The organism is Cellulomonas sp. P4_H4 (genome assembly GCF_056400865.1).
Window position 1 is genome coordinate 294,069 of record NZ_JBFUKL010000003.1, and the last position, 18,785, is coordinate 312,853.

General features: G+C 71.6%; 15 protein-coding genes. 8 read left to right on the plus strand and 7 right to left on the minus strand.

Annotated features, from left to right (window positions below; all coding sequences use genetic code 11):
* The first annotated feature begins 28 nt into the window (after positions 1-28).
* The 3 genes from AC1DPN_RS11465 to AC1DPN_RS11475 all read left to right on the plus strand — a co-directional run bounded on the left by AC1DPN_RS11465 (position 29) and on the right by AC1DPN_RS11475 (position 2,092).
* Entirely contained in the window at positions 29-685 is a 657-nt protein-coding gene (locus AC1DPN_RS11465) for a hypothetical protein (RefSeq protein WP_477084867.1), read from the plus strand.
* A gap of 50 nt (positions 686-735) precedes the next feature.
* Positions 736-1,560, plus strand: coding sequence for a bestrophin-like domain (locus AC1DPN_RS11470; protein ID WP_477084868.1), 825 nt, complete (start codon positions 736-738; stop codon positions 1,558-1,560).
* A 136-nt stretch (positions 1,561-1,696) separates the two neighbouring features.
* Positions 1,697-2,092, plus strand: a complete 396-nt coding sequence (locus tag AC1DPN_RS11475) for an SHOCT domain-containing protein (RefSeq protein WP_477084869.1) — start codon at positions 1,697-1,699, stop codon at positions 2,090-2,092.
* Positions 2,093-2,178: 86 nt separating this feature from the next.
* Here the strand turns inward: AC1DPN_RS11475 and hrpB are convergent, their stop codons facing one another.
* The 5 genes from hrpB to gad all read right to left on the minus strand — a co-directional run bounded on the left by hrpB (position 2,179) and on the right by gad (position 8,724).
* Positions 2,179-4,674 carry an ATP-dependent helicase HrpB gene (hrpB, locus tag AC1DPN_RS11480; RefSeq protein ID WP_477084870.1) on the minus strand — a complete coding sequence of 832 codons (2,496 nt, stop codon included), beginning with the start codon at positions 4,672-4,674 and terminating at the stop codon, positions 2,179-2,181.
* Positions 4,675-4,730: 56 nt separating this feature from the next.
* Positions 4,731-5,615, minus strand: a complete 885-nt coding sequence (locus AC1DPN_RS11485; RefSeq protein ID WP_477084871.1) for a phosphatase PAP2 family protein — start codon at positions 5,613-5,615, stop codon at positions 4,731-4,733.
* Between the two features lie 102 nt (positions 5,616-5,717).
* Positions 5,718-6,419, minus strand: coding sequence for an RraA family protein (locus AC1DPN_RS11490; protein WP_477084872.1), 702 nt, complete (start codon positions 6,417-6,419; stop codon positions 5,718-5,720).
* Entirely contained in the window at positions 6,416-7,309 is an 894-nt protein-coding gene (locus AC1DPN_RS11495; protein WP_477084873.1) for a hypothetical protein, read from the minus strand. Before AC1DPN_RS11495 ends, AC1DPN_RS11490 begins: the two co-directional genes overlap by 4 nt.
* Before the next feature lie 2 nt (positions 7,310-7,311).
* Positions 7,312-8,724 (minus strand): glutamate decarboxylase, encoded by a 1,413-nt coding sequence (gene gad, locus AC1DPN_RS11500; protein ID WP_477084874.1) that lies wholly within the window; start codon positions 8,722-8,724, stop codon positions 7,312-7,314.
* 258 nt (positions 8,725-8,982) lie between these two features.
* On the opposite strand from gad, the gene AC1DPN_RS11505 reads away from it, so the two are divergent.
* The 3 genes from AC1DPN_RS11505 to AC1DPN_RS11515 all read left to right on the plus strand — a co-directional run bounded on the left by AC1DPN_RS11505 (position 8,983) and on the right by AC1DPN_RS11515 (position 12,115).
* Complete coding sequence (locus AC1DPN_RS11505) at positions 8,983-10,449, plus strand: SDR family NAD(P)-dependent oxidoreductase (protein ID WP_477084875.1); 1,467 nt, start codon at positions 8,983-8,985, stop codon at positions 10,447-10,449.
* 72 nt (positions 10,450-10,521) lie between these two features.
* Positions 10,522-11,313, plus strand: a complete 792-nt coding sequence (locus AC1DPN_RS11510) for a transglutaminase-like domain-containing protein (RefSeq protein WP_477084876.1) — start codon at positions 10,522-10,524, stop codon at positions 11,311-11,313.
* A 31-nt stretch (positions 11,314-11,344) separates the two neighbouring features.
* Positions 11,345-12,115: a potassium channel family protein gene (locus tag AC1DPN_RS11515; protein WP_477084877.1), complete on the plus strand. Its 771-nt coding sequence runs from the start codon at positions 11,345-11,347 to the stop codon at positions 12,113-12,115.
* Positions 12,116-12,146: 31 nt separating this feature from the next.
* Here the strand turns inward: AC1DPN_RS11515 and AC1DPN_RS11520 are convergent, their stop codons facing one another.
* Positions 12,147-13,508 (minus strand): DUF6421 family protein, encoded by a 1,362-nt coding sequence (locus AC1DPN_RS11520; protein ID WP_477085202.1) that lies wholly within the window; start codon positions 13,506-13,508, stop codon positions 12,147-12,149.
* Positions 13,509-14,092: 584 nt separating this feature from the next.
* Between AC1DPN_RS11520 and AC1DPN_RS11525 the strand changes: the two genes are divergently transcribed.
* Positions 14,093-15,175, plus strand: a complete 1,083-nt coding sequence (locus AC1DPN_RS11525) for a carboxylate-amine ligase (RefSeq protein WP_477084878.1) — start codon at positions 14,093-14,095, stop codon at positions 15,173-15,175.
* Between the two features lie 144 nt (positions 15,176-15,319).
* Positions 15,320-17,467: an RNA polymerase recycling motor ATPase HelR gene (gene helR / locus AC1DPN_RS11530; protein WP_477084879.1), complete on the plus strand. Its 2,148-nt coding sequence runs from the start codon at positions 15,320-15,322 to the stop codon at positions 17,465-17,467.
* A 2-nt stretch (positions 17,468-17,469) separates the two neighbouring features.
* Here the strand turns inward: helR and AC1DPN_RS11535 are convergent, their stop codons facing one another.
* Complete coding sequence (locus tag AC1DPN_RS11535; RefSeq protein WP_477084880.1) at positions 17,470-18,699, minus strand: NAD(P)/FAD-dependent oxidoreductase; 1,230 nt, start codon at positions 18,697-18,699, stop codon at positions 17,470-17,472.
* Positions 18,700-18,785: the final 86 nt, after the last annotated feature.

Consider the following 18,785-nt stretch of genomic DNA (forward strand, 5'->3'; position numbering starts at 1 on the left):
GCGCATCCCCCAGCGAGAGCAGGCATCCATGAGCGGCCAGGTCACCACGATCACCGCAGGTCGTTGGCGTAGTCGGCGATCCGCAGCCGTCGGCGGCATCGTGTTCGCGGTCCTGCTCATCACCGCGCTCGTGATCCTCCGTGCCGCCCTGGTCGACGAGAGCCTTCCCGACCTCGTCGCGGACCCGCACAAGCAGTCTCTCGTTCGGCTCAGCCTCCACCTCGTGCCGTTCGCCGGCATCGCGTTCCTGTGGTTCATCGGGGTGGTCCGCGACCAGCTCGGCGACACCGAGGACCGCCTGTTCTCCACGGTGTTCCTCGGCAGCGGTCTGCTCTTCCTCGCGATGCTCTTCATGGGAGCGGTGACCGCCACGAGCCTGGTCCGGATGGTGCCCGGGACCAATCTCGACCCGGGCCTGTGGGAGTTCGGACGGCACACGACGAGCACGCTCGTCACCGTCTACGCGATGCGGATGGCGGCGGTCTTCACGCTGACCGTGAGCACGGTGATCCTGCGGACGGCCTCGGTGCACCGGGGGCTCGCGTTCGTCGGCTACACCGTCGCGCTGGTCCTCCTGGTGTTCGCCGGCACGAACCCGTGGGCGGAGCTTGTCTTTCCCGTCTGGGTGCTGGTGCTCAGCGTCGGGATCCTGATCTCGCCCGAACGCCCGCGCGCGACCCCCTGAGCTCGACCGCCTGACCGATCGTCGCGACACATACCGGTAGGTTTCGGGCCATGAACATCGTCGCGGGCGCGATCATCGCCATCGTCGTCACCACGCTGACCTGCACCGCGATGCTGTTCGTGCGCCGGCGCGCACCCGAGGGCAGCTACTTCACCGACGGCGACCGTGCGTCGGGTGTCTTCGGCGTGCTGGCGACCGGGTTCTCGGTGCTCCTCGGCTTCATCATCTTCCTGGCGTTCGACTCCTACGACCAGGCCCGCTCCGGCGCCGAGACCGAGTCGACGATCGTCGCGCAGCAGCTGGAGACGGCGCAGTACTTCCCGACGACCACGGCGCACGCCCTCAGCGGCCAGCTCGTCTGCTACGCCCGGTCCGTCGTGCACTCGGAGTGGCCGGCGATGACCGACGGCACGATCGGCGAGACCGTGAACCCGTGGGGCGTCGAGATGTTCCACACCATGCAGAACTTCACGCCGAGCAGCGACACCGAGCAGTCGGCGTACGACCGGTGGCTGGACCAGACCGCCAACCGTGAGCAGGCGCGCATCGACCGCGTGCACGGGGCCGTCGGCCTGATCCCGTTCCCGCTGTGGCTGGTGCTCTACGTCATCTCCGCCGTGATCTTCGTGTACATGCTCTTCTTCGCCGACAGCGGTGAGCACGCCAGGACCCAGGTGATGATGATGGGCAGCGTGACGTTGGTGATCACGCTCCTGCTGCTGTTGCTGACGTTCTTCGACCACCCGCACGGCGAGGGGTTCGGCAAGCTGCAGCCGGTCGCGATGCAACGCAACCTGCGCGTGATGGACGAGCAGATGTCGGCAGTGGGCCTCGACCTCGCGCTGCCCTGCGACGAGCTCGGCCGGGCGAGCTGACACGCCCGAGACTCGATGCTCTGACATGCACCGATGGTCCTAGTATCGAGGCGCGGTCGTCCGGTCTGTCGGACTTCCGCCCGTGCTGGCCGGACGCCCGCCATGCATTCCTTCACCGCACTTGGAGACCTTCGACATGGTGACAACAACGTTCGGCAGTGGCGACGTCCTCCTCTGGATGCTCGAGTTCTTCCTGTTCGTGATCTGGTTCTGGCTGCTCATCGCCATCTTCTCGGACCTGTTCCGGGACAAGGAGACCGGCGGCGGCGTCAAGGCCCTCTGGGTCCTGTTCCTGATCCTCCTGCCGTTCCTCGGCATCCTGCTGTACCTGATCTTCCGCGGTAAGGGCATGAGCGCGCGCGGTGCAGAGCAGGCGGCAGAGCAGCGGGCGCTGTTCGACGCGCAGGTCCGCAGGTCGGCCGGTACGTCCGAGTCGGCTGCCGACCAGATCGCCAAGGCGAAGGCGCTCCTCGACTCCGGCGCGATCGACCAGGCCGAGTTCGACAAGCTCAAGGCCGCGGCCCTGGCCTGATCGTCGCGAGCCGGCTGAGGTCCACCACGGGCCTCAGCCGGCTCGATCTCTGCCCGGCGTCGACCGCCTGTGTGCACAGGACGTGCCTACCGATCGACCCGGCGGACGCCCCGCGTCGGCGCCGCGACGAGTGGGTCCTCCGGCCACGAGTGCTTCGGGTAGCGGCCCCGCAGCTCGGCACGGACCTGGGGGTACCCGGTCCGCCAGAACGACCCCAGGTCCGCGGTCACCGCGGCCGGACGCCCCGCCGGCGACAGCAGGTGAAGGAGCACGGGCACCCGGCCCTCGGCCACCCTCGGCGTCTCGCGCCAGCCGAACGTCTCCTGCAGCCGCACCGCCAGCACCGGCTGGTCCCCGTCGTAGTCGACGCGAACGCGCGACCCGCTCGGCACCTCGAGCCGCTCCGGCGCCAGCTCGTCGAGCCGCGCGGCCTGCGGCCAGGGCAGGAGCCGGCGCAGCGCCGTCGTCACGTCGATGCTCCGAGGATCCGGCTTCGCTCGTGCCAGGTCCGGTCCGAGCCAGGTGTCGATCGCAGCCACGAGCGCGTCGTCGGACACGTCCGGCCAGGGGGCGCCGAGCGACCGGTGCAGGAACGCGAGACGTTGCCGCAGGGCTCGGGCTCCGTCCGACCAGCGCAGGATCCCCAGTCCGTCTCGGGCGAGCCCCTCCTGCACGGCTGCGAGCACGAGCGCCGGGTCAGGGTCGGCGAGCCGCGACGACGCGAGCTCGATGGCACCGAGGGCACGGACCCGCCGCGCGACGACGCGGCCGTCCTGCCAGACGACCTGCTCCTCCTCACGCAGCAGAGCCGGCGCCGCCTCGATCGCCAGGTCGACGTCGAACGGAGCCGCCGAGCGGACGAGCGCGTCGCGGCGCGTGGCACCACGATCGGCATCGGCCACCGCGAGCCAGCCGAAGCCGCTCAGCGGGGACCCTGGCGAGAGGGACGCTCCGGTGCCGGACGCCATCAGGTAGGTGCTACCTCCGGGGCGCAGACGCGCGATCCGGTCCGGGTGCGCGAGGGCGACGACGAACGCCGCGGCCAGGTCGTCGGTCAGCGCACCGGCCGGGGCGCGTTCGGACAACGTCGCGAGCAGTCGCTCGGTCTGCGCCTTCCACCGGGCGGTGTCCGGTCCACCTCGCCGCAGGCTCCGCACCGCCGCGACCAGGTCACCACCGGGCGCACGGATGTCGTCGGAGAGCATCGCCACGACCTCGGCCGCGCGACGAGCGCCGACGACGGGCGCGCCGTCGAGCAAGGCTCGCGCAAGCCGCGGGTCGACGGGCACCGCCGCGACAGCCCGACCGCGAGCCGTCACGGTTCCGTCCGGCGCGACCGCTCCCAACCCTCGGAGCGTCGCGACGGCCGTCTCCAGCGCGGGGGCCGGCGGCGGGTCGAGCAGCGCCAGGTCGGACCCGTCCGCACTCCCCCAGCACGCCAGCTCGAGAGCGAACGCGGTCAGGTCCGCCGTGCGGATCTCGGGTTCGGGGTGCGACTGCAGTCGCGCGTGGTCGGCCTCCGTCCAGCACCGGTACACGGCCCCGGGCCCCTCACGGCCTGCACGACCGGCGCGCTGCTCGGCGGCCGCTCGGCTCACGCTCACGGTCACGAGGGCGGCCAGACCACGGCGGTGATCGGTGCGTGACTCCCGCGAGAACCCCGCGTCGACGACGACCCGCACCCCCGGAACGGTCAGCGACGACTCTGCGACCGCCGTCGAGACGACGACGCGACGGCGCGGCCCGGCCGTGAGGGCGGCGTCCTGGTCCCCCGACGAGAGTCGCCCGTGCAGCGGGCGCACGTCGGCATCCACGCCCAGGTCGGCGAGCCGCCGTGCGACCCCGCCGATCTCGCCTGCACCCGGCAGGAACACGAGGACGTCGCCGGTCCGCTCGACCAGCGCTCGCCGTACCGTCGACGCGACGTGGTCCAGGAACGCCGGCGTCACACCACGTTCGTCCGTCCGCGCCACGCGTGACGCTGGCGGGCACCACAGCACGTCGACAGGGTGCAGCGCGCTGTCGACGCTCACGACAGGGGCGTCGCCGAGCACGGCAGCCGTCCTGGCCGCCTCGACGGTCGCCGACATCGCAACCACGACCAGGTCGTCCCGCAGGTTCGCTCGGACGTCGACCAGCAGCGCGAGCGCCAGGTCGCTGTCGAGGTGTCGCTCGTGCACCTCGTCGAGGACGACAGCGCCGACACCGACGAGCTCGGGGTCGCGTTGGAGCCGGCGCAGCAGGATCCCGGTGGTCACCACCTCGATCCGGGTCGCTGCACTCGTGCGGCTCTCACCGCGCACGCTGTAGCCGACCGTTCGGCCGATCGGCTCCCCGAGCAGGCCGGCCAGCCGCCGGGCGGCTGCGCGGGCGGCGATCCGGCGTGGCTGCGTCACGACGACGCGACCCTCGACCGCCGACGCGACCGCGGGCGGGACGAGGGTCGTCTTGCCGGTCCCCGGCGGCGCCTGCACGACGGCGAGACCACGACGGACGATGGCGGAGACGACCTCCGGCAGAGCCAGGCGCACGGGAAGGTCCGGCGGCGCGGCCAGGAGCCGGGTGATGGGGTCGTCGTGCACAGGTGGAGTCTGCCTGGTCCCGGCTCCGCTGGGCTCAGCCGGACCCGGGCCGGACCTCAGGCCGTCGGCGGTCGGCGCGTGTCACGCTCGTGCAGCGGCAGGTCCCGGACGTCCGGGGGCTCGAGCACGTCGGCCACGGCATGGTTCTCGGCCGTGGTCAGGGCGAAGTCCTCCGGCACGGGGACGGCCCGAGCGTCGTCCCGCCCGACAGCCGACGCCGGCCCGTACGGACGCTTGGCCGCCCACCAGCACGCGAGCACGAGCGCACCGCCGGCAACAGCATCGAGGAGCCAGTGGTTCGCCGTGAGGACGACGACGGCCGTCGTCATGGTCACGTAGCCGAACGCGAGGATCTTGAGCCATCGCCTGCGTGCCAGGCAGGCGAGGACGACGCTCACCCACAGCGCCCAGCCGACGTGCATGGACGGCATGGCCGCCACCTGGTTCGTCACGGTGCTCGCGTTCTGCGCCTGGTCGGCCGCCGAGGGCCACCAGCCGTACTGCGAGGTCGCGGCGACGGTGTCGATGTAGCCGGCCGTGAGCCTCGGCGGTGCCGTCGGGTAGAACATGTAGCCGAGCAGCGCGATGAACGTCGCCGCGAACAGGGCAGTGCGCGCGGGCCGGTACAGCGCGGGGCGCCGGATGTAGAGGACGAGCAGCACCGACCACGTCACGATGAAGTGCATGGTCGCGTACCAGTAGGCCGAGAAGACGGCGAGCGGGGTGATCGGCGTGACCGCGTGGTTGATGACCTGCTCGACGTCGAGCCGCAGGAACTGCTCGATCGCGAGGATGTCGCGTGCGTGGTGCCGCGCTGCGCCCCAGTCGCCACCGACGACGAACCGCGTGGCGCTGTAGGCCGCGTAGAGCGCGACGAGGAGCGCGATCTCGCGCATTGCAGCGCGTCTCGCGTTGGTACCCGCCGAGTCTCGTCCCGCCATCGGGACGAGGCTAGCGGACGGCTACGACATGAATTGTTGGCTGGGCCGTTCCCGGCTTGTGACATACGTCAGGAGCTGTACGCCTCAGGTCCGTCCGGGAGGTCATTCCTCGATCGCACCGGCCACCGAGCGCAGGTGCTCCCGGAACGTCAGGCCCGGCTCGGTCGAGCGTCGGACGAGGTACCCGTCGAGATCGAGCTGCATCCTCAGCGACGTGCCACCGCGCACGAGCTCCGCCTGTCGGCGCTCGGTGTCCCGGATGGCCTCGGCGGCGTCGAGGACCAGGGACATGTCCTCGGCCGGCACGAACAGAACGCCGTCGTCGTCGCCGATCACGAGGTCGCGTGGCCCGACGACGTGGTCACCCACCCGGGCCGAGGTCAGCACGTCTGCCGGGCGCGGGTCGACCCGCAGCGGTCCGTTGGGCAAGGTGCCCATGCTGAACACGGGCAGGCCGATCGCCCGCAGGTCCGCCGTGTCGCGGTGCAGCCCCCAGACGACGATGCCGGAGATCCCCGCGTCCCGTGCCTCGAGCGCGACGAGGTCCCCGACGGCCGCCTGGTCGGTACGCCCGTCGTTGTCGACCACCAGCACGTCGCCCTCGTCGGCCGCCGTGAACGCCTCGAGGAAGACGTCGACGCTGCCGACGTGCCGGGCGGGCAGGACGCGGCCGAAGAGCTGTCCCGCCGGGAACGCGGCGCGGACGTCGGTGGGGGCGCACCGGACCGGGACGCCGACCCGGATGCAGCCGTCTGCCACGTGAGCGGTGGTCAGGCCGGCCACCCGGGCGCGGAGCGCGTTCACTGCGCGACCGCCGGCGTCGGCGCTCGGTCGCGCGCCGACTCGACCGGGAGCAGGATCGCGCCGAGCAGGAAGCACACCGCGCCGACGAACGTGCCGAGGTTCACGAGCGCGATGTTGGCGACCTCGCCGTTCGACCTCAGGTAGCGCGAACCGATCGCCGACGCCCCGAACGCGATCGAACCGAGCATGTTGAGCGCACTGATCCGCCAGCCCGTCGAGCGGTCCGACCGGGGAAGCACGCCACGGTTGACCTCGGAGTACGCGAACCAGCTGGCGACGAGGAACGCGATCGACCCGAAGGCGTCAGGTGCCCAGACGAGATGCCTCTCCTGCTCCAGGGTGAGGTCCGTACGCGTCGCGGCAAAAGTCGTGACGTTGAAGAAGACGGTGCCGACGAGCTGAACCGACGCTGCCCAGAAGTCGAGCCGGCGAGGTTTCCAGCCGACAAGCCGACGCAGCGGCCCCCGCGTCGGCGTCCCGGCGAAGATCCCCTCGGGCGCCGTGACCGTCTCCCGGTACTGCAGGTAGGCGGCACTCGTGAAGAAGATCGAGCCGACGAAGAACGTCCGGGCCACGGTCGGTGCCGCGACGGAGTCGAAGTAGAGGGGCAGCGACCCCAGCGCGAAGCAGATCGACCCGATCGCGAACAGACCGCCGATCCACCAGCTCGACGCGCTCGGGCGCCCCACCCAGGAACGCGCCGGGTCCAGGACCCGGTCCTCGAGGAGCCCGAGTCCCTTGCGGTGGCGCCGCGAGCTCCAGTGGACTCGCGTGCCGTCGGGGCGCTCGAGGACCGCACCCGTGTCGAACGATCCCGGCCCGGACGTCTCGACGACCCGCCACCCGGGAGGCAGGTCGGGAACCGTGGTCGTCGACATGTCCCCCGCCATGCTCACTTCACGAGGCCGGTGCGCGCCTTGCTCTTGGCGGCCGCGTGTGCGGGCGACGTCCACACGTCGGGCTTGCGCCCCTGCTTGTGGGTCGGCTGCTCGGCCTCGAGCGCGTCGTAGGCGATGAACAGGTCCTTGAGCAGCTGCTCGATCATCAGCCTGCTCAGGTCGAGGCGGACGACGACGCGCATGAGGTGGGTCTCCTCGGCGTCGGGCGGCAGGCTGTACGCCGGCACGATCCAGCCGTCCTCACGCAGGCGGGACGACAGGTGGTAGACGTCGAACCCCGGGTCGCCCTTGAGCGTGAACGTCACGACCGGCTCGGCGAGGCCCGGGTTGAGGATCTCGAACTTGCCGCTCGCGACGAGGCTCTCGTTGAGGAACCGTGCGTTGGCCAGCATCGTCTCGACGATCGACGTGTACCCGCTGCGTCCCAGGCGCACGAAGTTGTACAGCTGCGCCTGGATCATGGCCGACCCGCGAGAGAAGTTGAAGGTGAAGGTCGGTTGCGCGCCGCCCAGGTAGTTGACGCTGAAGACCAGGTCCTCGGGCAGCTTGGACCCGTCCCGGAAGATCAGCCATCCGACGCCCGGGTAGACCAGTCCGTACTTGTGCCCGGACGCGTTGATCGAGGCCACCTGCTCGAGGCGGAAGTCGAACTTGAAGTCGGGCTCGGCGAACGGCGCGATGAACGCGCCGCTGGCCCCGTCGACGTGCAGCGGGACGTCCCAGCCCTTGTCCTTCTTGATGCGCACCAGGAGGTCGTTGATCTCCTCGATCGGGTCGGACTCGCCGATGTGCGTCGTCCCGAGCACCGCACCCACCGCGATCGTGTTCTCGTCCACGAGCGGCTCGACGTCGGCCGCGCTGATCACGAACCGGTCCTTCTTCATCGGGATCTTGCGCATCTCGACGTCGAAGTAGTTGGCGAACTTGTCCCAGACCACGTGGGTCTCGGCGCCGAACACGACGTTCGGCCGGTCGGTCGGCAGGCCCGCCGCCGCACGACGGTTCCGCCAGGTGCGCTTGTGGGCCAGCAGGCCGAGCATGATCGCCTCGGACGAGCCGATCGTGGCGACGCCGACCACCTTGGCGTTGTCGGGCGCGTGGAACAGGTCGCCGAGCATGTGCACGGCGGCCTCCTCCACCAACGACGCGGCCGGGTACTCCTCGTGGTCGATGTGGTTCTTGCGGATCGTGTCGTGGATGAGCTTCTCCGCCTGGGGCTCCATCCAGGTGGTGACGAACGACGCGAGGTTCAAGGTCTCGCGACCGTCGAGCATCAGCCCGGTGTGCAGCAGCTCGTACGCCTCGTCCGGGTCGATCCCGTGCTCCGGGAAGGTGCCGCGGTCGATGTGGGCCCGAAAGCTCGCCCGCCCGTGGATGGGGCCGAATGCGTCGTTCTTGTCCGTCACCGTTGCTCCTCGAGTTCCACCGCCGCCACGGGCGGTCTACCTGCGTAGATGTCCACCGGTCTGCGTTTCCGAACGTAGCAGGAGCACGCCCCGATCCGTCCCGGTCTGTCTCGACTTCCCACGCAGCGGCCACGACGTCCCGAAGGTCCCAGACCGGCCCGGGGGCCTGCCGGTAGACTGAGGGCTCCCCCACGTCCGGCTCTCGTGCTCACCTTGCTCGTCGGCCAGCTCCGCTCGACGACCCGCTAGGACCGCACGATGACCGCCGTGACCCACGCGCCCACGACCGACGAGGTCGACGCCGACGACCTCGAGACCTTCCTGCGGGTCGCCGCCCAGATCAGCGTGCTGCCGTCGGACCACCCGCACCTCGCGCTCGCCCGCCGCGCCACCTCGGCACTCTTCAAGGCCGCGAAGAAGCAGCGTCGCGCCGAGAAGCGCGACGCGATCAGCTCGGCCGACCGCGCGGTCATCGCGGCCACGGCGACGGGCAGCCCCGGCCGCATCGACGACGAGACCAACGGCATCCCCCTCGTCTCGTCGGCCCAGGGCGCGACCGCCGGGACGCTGCTCAAGGCGCGGCCCTGCTACATCTGCAAGGAGCCGTACGTCGACGTCGACGCGTTCTACCACCAGCTCTGCCCGACGTGCGCTCTGCTGAACCACGCGAAGCGGGACGCGCGCACGGACCTGACCGGCAAGCGCGCACTACTCACCGGCGGCCGGGCGAAGATCGGCATGTACATCGCCCTGCGTCTCCTGCGCGACGGTGCGACGACGACCATCACGACCCGGTTCCCGCGCGACGCCGCGCGCCGGTTCGCGGCGATGCCCGACAGCGACGAGTGGCTGGACCGCCTGAGCATCGTCGGCATCGACCTGCGCGACCCCGCACAGGTCGTGGCGCTCGCCGACGAGGTCGCGGCGCAGGGCCCGCTCGACATCCTCATCAACAACGCCGCGCAGACGGTCCGCCGCTCGCCGGGCGCGTACTCGCACCTGGCCGACGCCGAGCTGGAGCCGCTGCCCGACCGTCCGCTGCCGCAGATCACGACGTTCGGGCGGACGAGCAGCGCGCACCCGCACGCGCTGGCCGGCTCGGTGACCGAGCTGACGAGCATCGCGCCAGGCGCCGGTGTGGCGGAGCTCGCCCTGACCGCCGAGGCCGCGTCGCTGACCCGCCTCGTCGCGGGTACAGCCATCGACGCCGGCGGCCTCGTGCCGGACACGGCCGACTCGAACAGCTGGGTGCACACCGTCGACCAGGTGGACCCGATGGAGCTCCTCGAGGTCCAGCTGTGCAACCAGACCGCGCCGTTCATCCTGGTGAGCCGGCTGCGGCACGTCATGCGCCGGCCCGTCGACGAGCCGCAGCGCCGGTCCTACGTCGTCAACGTGTCCGCGATGGAGGGCGTGTTCTCCCGCGGCTACAAGGGCGCCGGGCACCCGCACACCAACATGGCCAAGGCCGCGCTCAACATGCTCACGCGGACGAGCGCGACCGAGCTGGCGCAGGACGGCATCCTCATGACGAGCGTCGACACCGGCTGGATCACCGACGAGCGCCCCCACCCGACCAAGGTGCGGCTCGCCGAGGAGGGGTTCCACGCTCCCCTGGACCTCGTCGACGGCGCGGCCCGCGTCTACGACCCGGTCGTGCGCGGCGAGGCGGGCGAGGACCTGTACGGCTGCTTCCTCAAGGACTACGTGCGCTCGGCGTGGTGACGCTGGTCACACTCGGCGCCCAGTAGGCGCTGCCCGGAGGCGCACCGGTCGTGGAACGAGGACGCTCGGCCCATGCACCGTGAGATGAGCGCCCACCTGGTCCTCGAGGTGACGTCCCCGGCGTTGCTCGCGTTCGAGCTCGCCGTGTCCGCCCAGCAGGCTGCGACCGAGGCACTGACGGTCTCGATCGACGGGCGCTTCGTCGAGCCCAGGACCGTGCTCGACCACCACGGGACCCGCCTGCACGTGCTCGAGGCGGATCCGGGCCGCCTCCTGCTCGACTACACCGCGACGGTCGACGGCAGGGCCGAGCCCGAGGCGACGGACGAGGCGGACGTCCTGCGCTACCTGCGCCCGAGCCGGTACTGCGAGTCGGACTCGCTCGGCCCGACCGCCCACGCCGAGTTCGTCGGCCTGACCGGTTACGACCTGCTCGCCGCGGTGAGCTCGTGGGTCGGTTCGCGGCTGTCGTACGTGCCCGGGTCGAGCCTGCCGACCGACGGTGCCGTGCGGACCCTGCTCGCTCGCCAGGGCGTGTGCCGCGACTACGCCCACCTGGTGATCGCTCTGCTCCGCGCGCTCGACGTCCCCGCCCGCCTGGTCTCCGTGTACGCGCCCGGGCTGCAGCCCATGGACTTCCATGCGGTCGCCGAGGCCTACCTCGACGGCCGGTGGTACGTCGTGGACGCCACGACCCTCGCGCCCCGGTCCACGCTCGTGCGGATCGCGACGGGTCGCGACGCCTCCGACACGGCGTTCCTCAACGTCCACCACGGGTTCGCGGAGCTGCTGGAGCTGCAGGTCACGGCGGTCGCGGGCACCCTGCCCGACGACGACGTGCGCGATCTGGTCATCCTCGGCTGACCCGTCCGTCACCGCTGCTAGCCTCCGAAGCGTGAGCGCTGAGGACCACGCTGCCGAAGACCCCGTCGAGCCTGCCGTCCCTGCCAGGACCACCTGGTCCCAGCGCCGGCACGAGCCCGACCGGTTCGCGCTGGTGCTCACCCTTCTGGTCACCGCGTACGTCCTGTCGGCGCTTGGGCGCGACGAGTGGATACAGGTCCTCGTGGCGGTCCTGTACGTCGGCGCGCTGTACGTCGCGATCCGGTCGTCGCGCGTGGAGGGCCGAGCCCGCATCGTCGTGCGCGTCATCCCGATCGCCGCCGCCGTCGTGAGCGTCCTCGCGTTCGTCACGCTCCCGCGCGCCGACGCGTACGGCATCCTCAACGCGTCCGTGGCCGCCATCCTGGTGACCGCCCTGGTGGTCATCCTCGACCGGATCCTGCGGCGCACCGCTGTCACGCTGCAGTCGATCTTCGGGGCGCTGAGCGCGTACCTCCTGATCGGCATGATCTTCACGGCCGTGTTCGGCGTGCTCGCCTGGATCGGCCCGCAGCCGTTCTTCGCAGGTGGTCAGGAGGTCAGCCAGCGAGCCTTGCAGTACTTCTCGTACACGACGCTGACGACCCTGGGCTACGGCGACTTCACCGCGGCCCAGTACCCCGGGCGCAACCTCGCGACGTTCGAGGCGCTCGTCGGCCAGATCTTCCTGGCGACCCTGGTCGCGCGCCTCGTCGCCTCCTTCACGGTCGGGCCACGCCGTTCGAGGCTCGGCGCGACCATCGACACCCAGGGCAACCCAGGACCGGACGCACCCCGCGACTGAACAGGTGCGCCCGGGTCCGGGTCCGGGTGCGCTACGCCGTGATGCCCGAGGTCGACGCGACGACGTCGGCGATCTTGCGGGAGAGCGCCTCGTAGAACATCGACAGCGGGAACTCGTCGTCGAGCACCGCGTCGGTCAGCCCCTTGGGCGGACCGTCGAGCGGGAGGTCGCGGACGGCCCAGGCGGACGCGGGGTGCGGCGTGAGCGTCCCGGAGACCAGCTCGTAGGCGGCCAGCCAGTGCGCCGCCTTCGGCCGGTCGATAGAGCGCCAGTAGAGCTGCTCGATCTGCTCGGCGAGCGCGATCACCGTCTCGGGCACCTGCGGCCAGTCGATCGTGAGCCGCGAGTCCGTCCAGTGCAGGACATGGTGCTGGTGCAGCCAGGCGAAGAGCAGCTGGCCACCGAGACCGTCGTAGTTGCGCACGCGCGAGCCGGTCACAGGGAACCGGAAGATGCGGTCGAACAGGATCGCGTACTGCACGTACCGCGCGTGCGGCACCCCCTCGGCCTCGAGGCGCACGGCCGCGCGGAACGCCGTGAGGTCACAGCGCAGCTCCTCGAGCGAGTAGAGGAAGTACGGCATGCGCTGCTTGATCATGAACGGGTCGAACGGCAGGTCGCCGCGCATGTGGGTGCGGTCGTGCACCAGGTCCCAGAGGATGAACGTCTCCTCGGCCAGGCGCTGGTCGGCGAGCAACCGGGCCGCGTCCGGGGGCAGGGCGAGCCTCGTCGTCTCCGCCGCGGTGCGGACCACGCGCCGGAACCGGGCCGCCTCGCGGTCGGCGAAGATCCCTCCCCAGGTGAAGGTCGGTACCTCGCGCACGGCCACGGTCTCCGGGAAGAGGACCGCCGAGTTGGTGTCGTAGCCCGGTGTGAAGTCCAGGAAGGTGATGGGCACGAAGAGCGCGTTGCTGAACTGCGTCGCCTCGAGGTCGGCGACGAGATCGGGCCACCGCACACGCAGCAGGACCGCCTCGACGTGCCGGTCCGTGCTGCCGTTCTGGGTGTACATCGGGAACACGACGAGATGTACGAGGCCGTCGACGCGCATCTGCTCGGGCCGGAACGCGACGAGCGAGTCGAGGAAGTCCGGCACCTCGAACCCACCGTCGGCCCAGCGCACGAGGTCCTTGCCGACGGCCGTGAGGTATCCCTCGTCGTGCGGCAGCTCGGGCACGAGGGCCGCGACCGCGAGCTCGATCGACGCCACCAGGGAGCGCGCGCGGGGGTGCAGCTCCGCGTCCGGGATCGACCCGTCCTTGACCTGCATCTGCTGGAGCTCGGTGACGTCGGACTTCACGCGCAGCCACGCGGGGTGCTCGGCCAGCACGTCGCGCTCGACGACGACGTCCGCGGTTGCCTCGCGTGCCGCCCACGACACGGCGTTGAGCAGCAGCTCGGGCGCGTCCGACGGGTCGACACCGAGGGCCAGAACCGCACCGGACGCGTCCCGGGACCCGGCGGCGACGACGGGACCGCGCTCGCCGAGCCGCAGCAGCGCGGTCGCCGGAGCGTCGACGACCAGTGCCGATCGCACCGGCACGACGGGGTCGGACAGCCAGGCGAGCAGGTCTGCCGAACAGCCCTCGACCCTCGTGAGCGGGCCGTCGGACCGCGTCGGACTGCTGGCCATCCCGTGCGAGGAGAGCAGGGCCGCCACCTCGGGCGAGTCGGTGCCCGTCGCGACGACTACCGTGCCGCCGCGGTCTCCGGCCGGGACCGGGTCGGTTCCGGGCAGGACCAGCACCACGTCGGGGTCGTCGTCGGCGCCGACAAGGGCGATCCCGTGGCGCTCGAGATGGGTGCGGAGCTGCTGGGGCAGGTCACCGGTCGCGTGCAGGGTGGGAAAGAGCGTCATCGCGTATCTCACTATTCGGACGGCAGCGTTACCGCACGGTACGTTCTGGCCGCGGTCCGGTCAACGGGTGACGCTCGCACTACCGAGCGAGCCGGAGCCCGCTCCCCCACACTGAGCCGATGCGAACAGTCGGCGTGGAGGAGGAGTACCTCCTGGTGACCCCCGCGGGCCGACCGCACCCTGCCGCGGGCGCGATGCTGCGGCTCGCCGCGGCTGAGGGGCTCACGAACAGCGACGTCCCGGGCGGTGACCTGGAGAAGGAGTTCAAGCAGGAGCAGATCGAGACGTCGACGCATCCGTGCACCGACCTGTCCGACCTGGTCCAGCAGATCCGCGACGGTCGCGCCCGGACCGACGCCGTCGCCCAGCGGGCCGGTGCGCGGATCGCGGCGCTCGCGACTGCGCCGCAGGAGGTCGAGTCCACCGTGCTCCCGGACCGGCGCGCCTACGCGATCCGCGCTGAGTTCGCCCAGACCGCCCGCGAGCAGCTCACGTGCGGGTGCCACGTGCACGTCTCGGTCGACGACGACGAGGAGGGCGTGCAGGTCCTGGACCGCCTGCGGCCGTGGACGGCGGTCCTGCTGGCCCTCTCGGGCAACAGCCCGTCGTGGCAGGGCAGCCATACCGGCTACGCCAGCTTCCGGTCGCAGGTCTGGGGCCGCTGGCCCACCGCCGGCCCGACGGCCCCGTTCGGGGACGCCGCCGGGTATCGCGCCGTGATCGACGGCCTGCTGCGCACCGGCGCGATCCTCGACGAGGGGATGGTCTACTTCGACGCCCGGCTCTCGTCGCGGTACCCCACAGTCGAGGTCCGGGTCGCCGACGTCTGCCTGGACGCGGGCGACGCCGCGCTCCAGGCTGCGCTGGTCCGCGCGCTCGCCGACACCCCGGGCCCTCACGGCCCACGGACCGAGCTGCTGCGTGCCGCCGCATGGCGTGCCGCGCGGTCGGGCCTGACGGGCGACCTGGTGCATCCCCTGTCCGGGACGCCGTCCCCCGCCGCCGACGTCGTGGGGGCGCTCGTCGAGCACGTGCGGCCGGCGCTCGAGGCGAGCGGTGACCTCGAGTGGGTCGAGCGTCAGGTGGCCACCGTGCTGCGGCGCGGCAACGGCGCGATCGAGCAGCTCGGCTGGCGGGCCCAGGGGGCCGACGACGACGAGGTCGTGCGTCGCGCCGTCGACCGCACGCTCGCCCAGGTCTGACAGCTCCCAGACATGGCGATGGAGACGAGTTCCCTCGCCTCCGTCTCCAAGATATAGCGCACCCGGGGGCTTGCGGCAAGGCCCCCGTCGTCGCGCAGAATCGCCTGCCGAAGCCACCCTCCACGGACCTCGGAGCGACCACCTATGCCCATGACAACGAGCGCGTTCGACCTCCCGACCCACCTCGCGGCGAAGTCGGATCCGGCACTCGTCGCCGGCGACGAGCACCACTTCGCCGACGTCACGGCATGCCTCGAGGAGTCGATCGCCGACCTGTCCGAGCGCCTGGACACAGCCCGCAGAGCGCCGGGGCGCAGCGGCGAGCAAGCTCTGGAACGAGACCAGGAGATCCACCGGCTGACGGCCCGCCTGCGCACCCTGCGGCGGTTCGGTCTCGACCTGTGCCTCGGCCGGATCGTCGGCGCCGACGGCGGCGAAGCCGTGTACATCGGCCGCCTGGGCCTGACCGACCGCGCCGGCCGACGGCTGCTGCTCGACTGGCGCTCCCCCGCGGCGGAGCCGTTCTTCGGGGCCACCCACGCGAACCCGATGGGGCTCGCAAGCCGTCGCCGGTACCGGTGGGACTCGGGCCGGATCAGCGACTACTGGGACGAGGTCTTCACTCCCGACGGCATGGAGGACAACGCCGCCCTCGACGACCAGTCGGCCTTCATCGCGAGCCTGGGCAGTGCACGGTCGGCCACGATGCGGGACGTGCTCGGCACGATCGCGGCGGACCAGGACGCGGTCATCCGTGCCGGGTCACGCGGCACGCTGCTCGTCGACGGCGGTCCCGGCACCGGCAAGACCGTGGTGGCCCTGCACCGCACCGCCTACCTCCTGTACTCCGACCCGCGCCTCGGGCACCGGCGCGGGGGCGTGCTGTTCGTCGGACCGCACCAGCCCTACCTGGCCTACGTCGCCGACGTCCTGCCCAGCCTCGGCGAGGAGGGGGTGCAGACCTGCACGCTGCGCGATCTCGTCGCAGAAGGCTCTGCGGCCGTGGTCGAACGGGATGCCGAGGTCGCCCGCCTGAAGGCGTCCGTGGGAATGGTCAAGGCCATCGAGCCGGCGGTGCGGTTCTACGAGAAGCCGCCGACGCAGGGCCTCGAGGTCGAGACGCCGTGGTCCGACCTCTGGTTGACCAGCGAGGACTGGGCCGAGGCGTTCGACGCGCCAGAGCCGGGCACGCCGCACAACGAGGCACGTGACCAGGTCCACGAGGCGCTGCTCGAGATCCTGACCGGCAAGCTCGAGGACGACGACGTCCCGCCCGACCAGGTGCGGCGGGCACTGCTGGGCAACCGCGAGCTCACCCGGGCGCTGCACCGCGCCTGGCCCATGCTCGAGGCGACCGACCTCGTCGGTGACCTGTGGTCGGTGCCGGCCTACCTGCGCCTCTGCGCGCCGTGGCTCGACGTCGACGAGGTCCGCGCGTTGCAGCGCCCGGACGCGCAAGCGTGGACCACGTCGGACCTGCCGCTCCTGGACGCCGCCCGGCAACGGCTCGGCGACCCGGACGTGTCCCGACGCAGACGCCAGGCGGAGGCCACCGTCGCGACCGAGCGCGAGTACATGAACCAGGTCGTCGACCACCTGATCGAGAGCGACGACTCCGAGCTCGGGATCATGTCGATGTTGCGCGGCACGGACCTGCGCGACGCCCTGGTCGACCAGAGCGTCCTGCCGACTGCGGACCCGGACGTCCTCGCCGGTCCGTTCGCGCACATCGTCGTGGACGAGGCGCAGGAGCTCACCGACGCCGAGTGGCAGATGCTTCTGAGCCGGTGCCCGTCCCAGAGCTTCACCGTCGTCGGAGATCGCGCGCAGGCCCGGCACGGGTTCGCGGAGTCGTGGCCGGACCGGCTCGGACGCGTCGGGCTCGACCAGGTCGCCCTCGCGTCGCTGAGCATCAACTACCGCACACCACGGGAGGTCATGGCCGTCGCCGAGCCCGTGATCCGGGCCGCGCTGCCCGACGCCAACGTGCCGACGTCCGTCCGTATCAGCGGCATCCCGGTCCAGTACGGCAGGACGACGGACCTCGCCGCGATCGTCGAGGGCTGGGTCGACGCGCACCCCGAGGGAGTCGCCGCGGTGATCGGCGACCCGACGTTCGCAGCGACGTCGCGCGTGCGCTGCCTCACGCCCGAGCTCGCGAAGGGGCTCGAGTTCGACCTCGTCGTCCTCGTCGACCCGCGACGGCTCGGCGACGGCATCGAGGGCGCGGTCGACCGCTACGTCGCGATGACCCGCTCGACCCGTCAGCTGGTCGTCCTGACCAGCCCCTGACGTCAGACCAGGTCGCCGAGCGGCACGTCGGGGTCCGCGAGCCGCTCCACGTCGACCTGGGCCCGCGAGCGGATCAGGGACTCGACGTCGTCGACGACGTCCCAGACGTTGACATTCATCCCAGCGAGCACGCGACCGTCCCGCAGCCAGAACGCGACGAGCTCACGGCCCACCAGGTCGCCGCGCACGACGACACGGTCGTAGCCGTGCGGGCCGACCCAGCCGATGTACTCCATGCCGAGGTCGAACTGGTCGGAGAAGAAGTAGGGCAGCTTGTCGTAGGGCTCGTCGCGGCCGAGGATCGTCGCCGCAGCCGTGGCCGGCTGGTTCAGCGCGTTGGCCCAGTGCTCGACCCGTACGTGGGTCCCGAGGAACGGGTGGTGAGCCCGGGCGATGTCGCCGACCGCCAGGACGTGCGGGTGGGACGAGCGCAGGTGGGCGTCGACGACGACCCCGTCGTCGACCTTCAGCCCTGCGGAGCGGGCCAGGTCGGTCCGCGGGGCGGCGCCGACCCCGACGACGACCAGGTCGGCGTCGAGGAGGGTGCCGTCGACCAGCTCGACGGCACCGACGCGCGAGCCCGCGCCGTCGGCCACGAGCACGCCGACCTCGGCACGCACCCGCAGGTCGACCCCGTTCGACCGGTGCAGGTCCGCGAACGACTCCGCGAGCTCGGGCCCGAGGACGCCGAGCAGCGGGAGGGGGTCGCGGACCAGGACGGTCACCTCGCACCCAGCGGCGCGTGCGGCCGCGGCAACCTCCAGACCGATCCAGCCGCCGCCGACCACGACGACGCGCCGACCGGACGTCAGCTCGGCGCGCAACCTGTCCGAGTCGTCGAGGGTGCGCAGGTGGACCACGCCGTCCAGGTGCGCGCCCGGGACCCGGAGGCGGCGCGGCTCGGAGCCGGTCGCCAGGACGAGGTGGTCCCATCCCGTGCGCGTCCCGGAGGCGTCGAGCACGTCATGGGAACGCACGTCGACGGCCGTGACGGCGACGCCCAGGCGCAGGTCGACGTCGTGCGCGCCGTACCAGTCGGCGTCGTGCACGAACGCACCGTCACGCGGGTCGCTGCCCTGCAGATAGCCCTTCGACAGCGGCGGCCGCTCGTACGGCCGCTCCGTCTCGGCGCCCAGCAGCACGATGCGACCCTCGTACCCGTCGGTCCGGAGCGCCTCGACCGTCTTCGCGCCCGCCAACCCGCCACCGACCACCACGACCGTTGAGCTCATGATCCTTCTCCGTGCGTCGACGACACTGCCTCTGGCCAGCGCACCAGGTCGAGCGCGGCAGCGCAATGCCGACAGGTGTGGCGAAA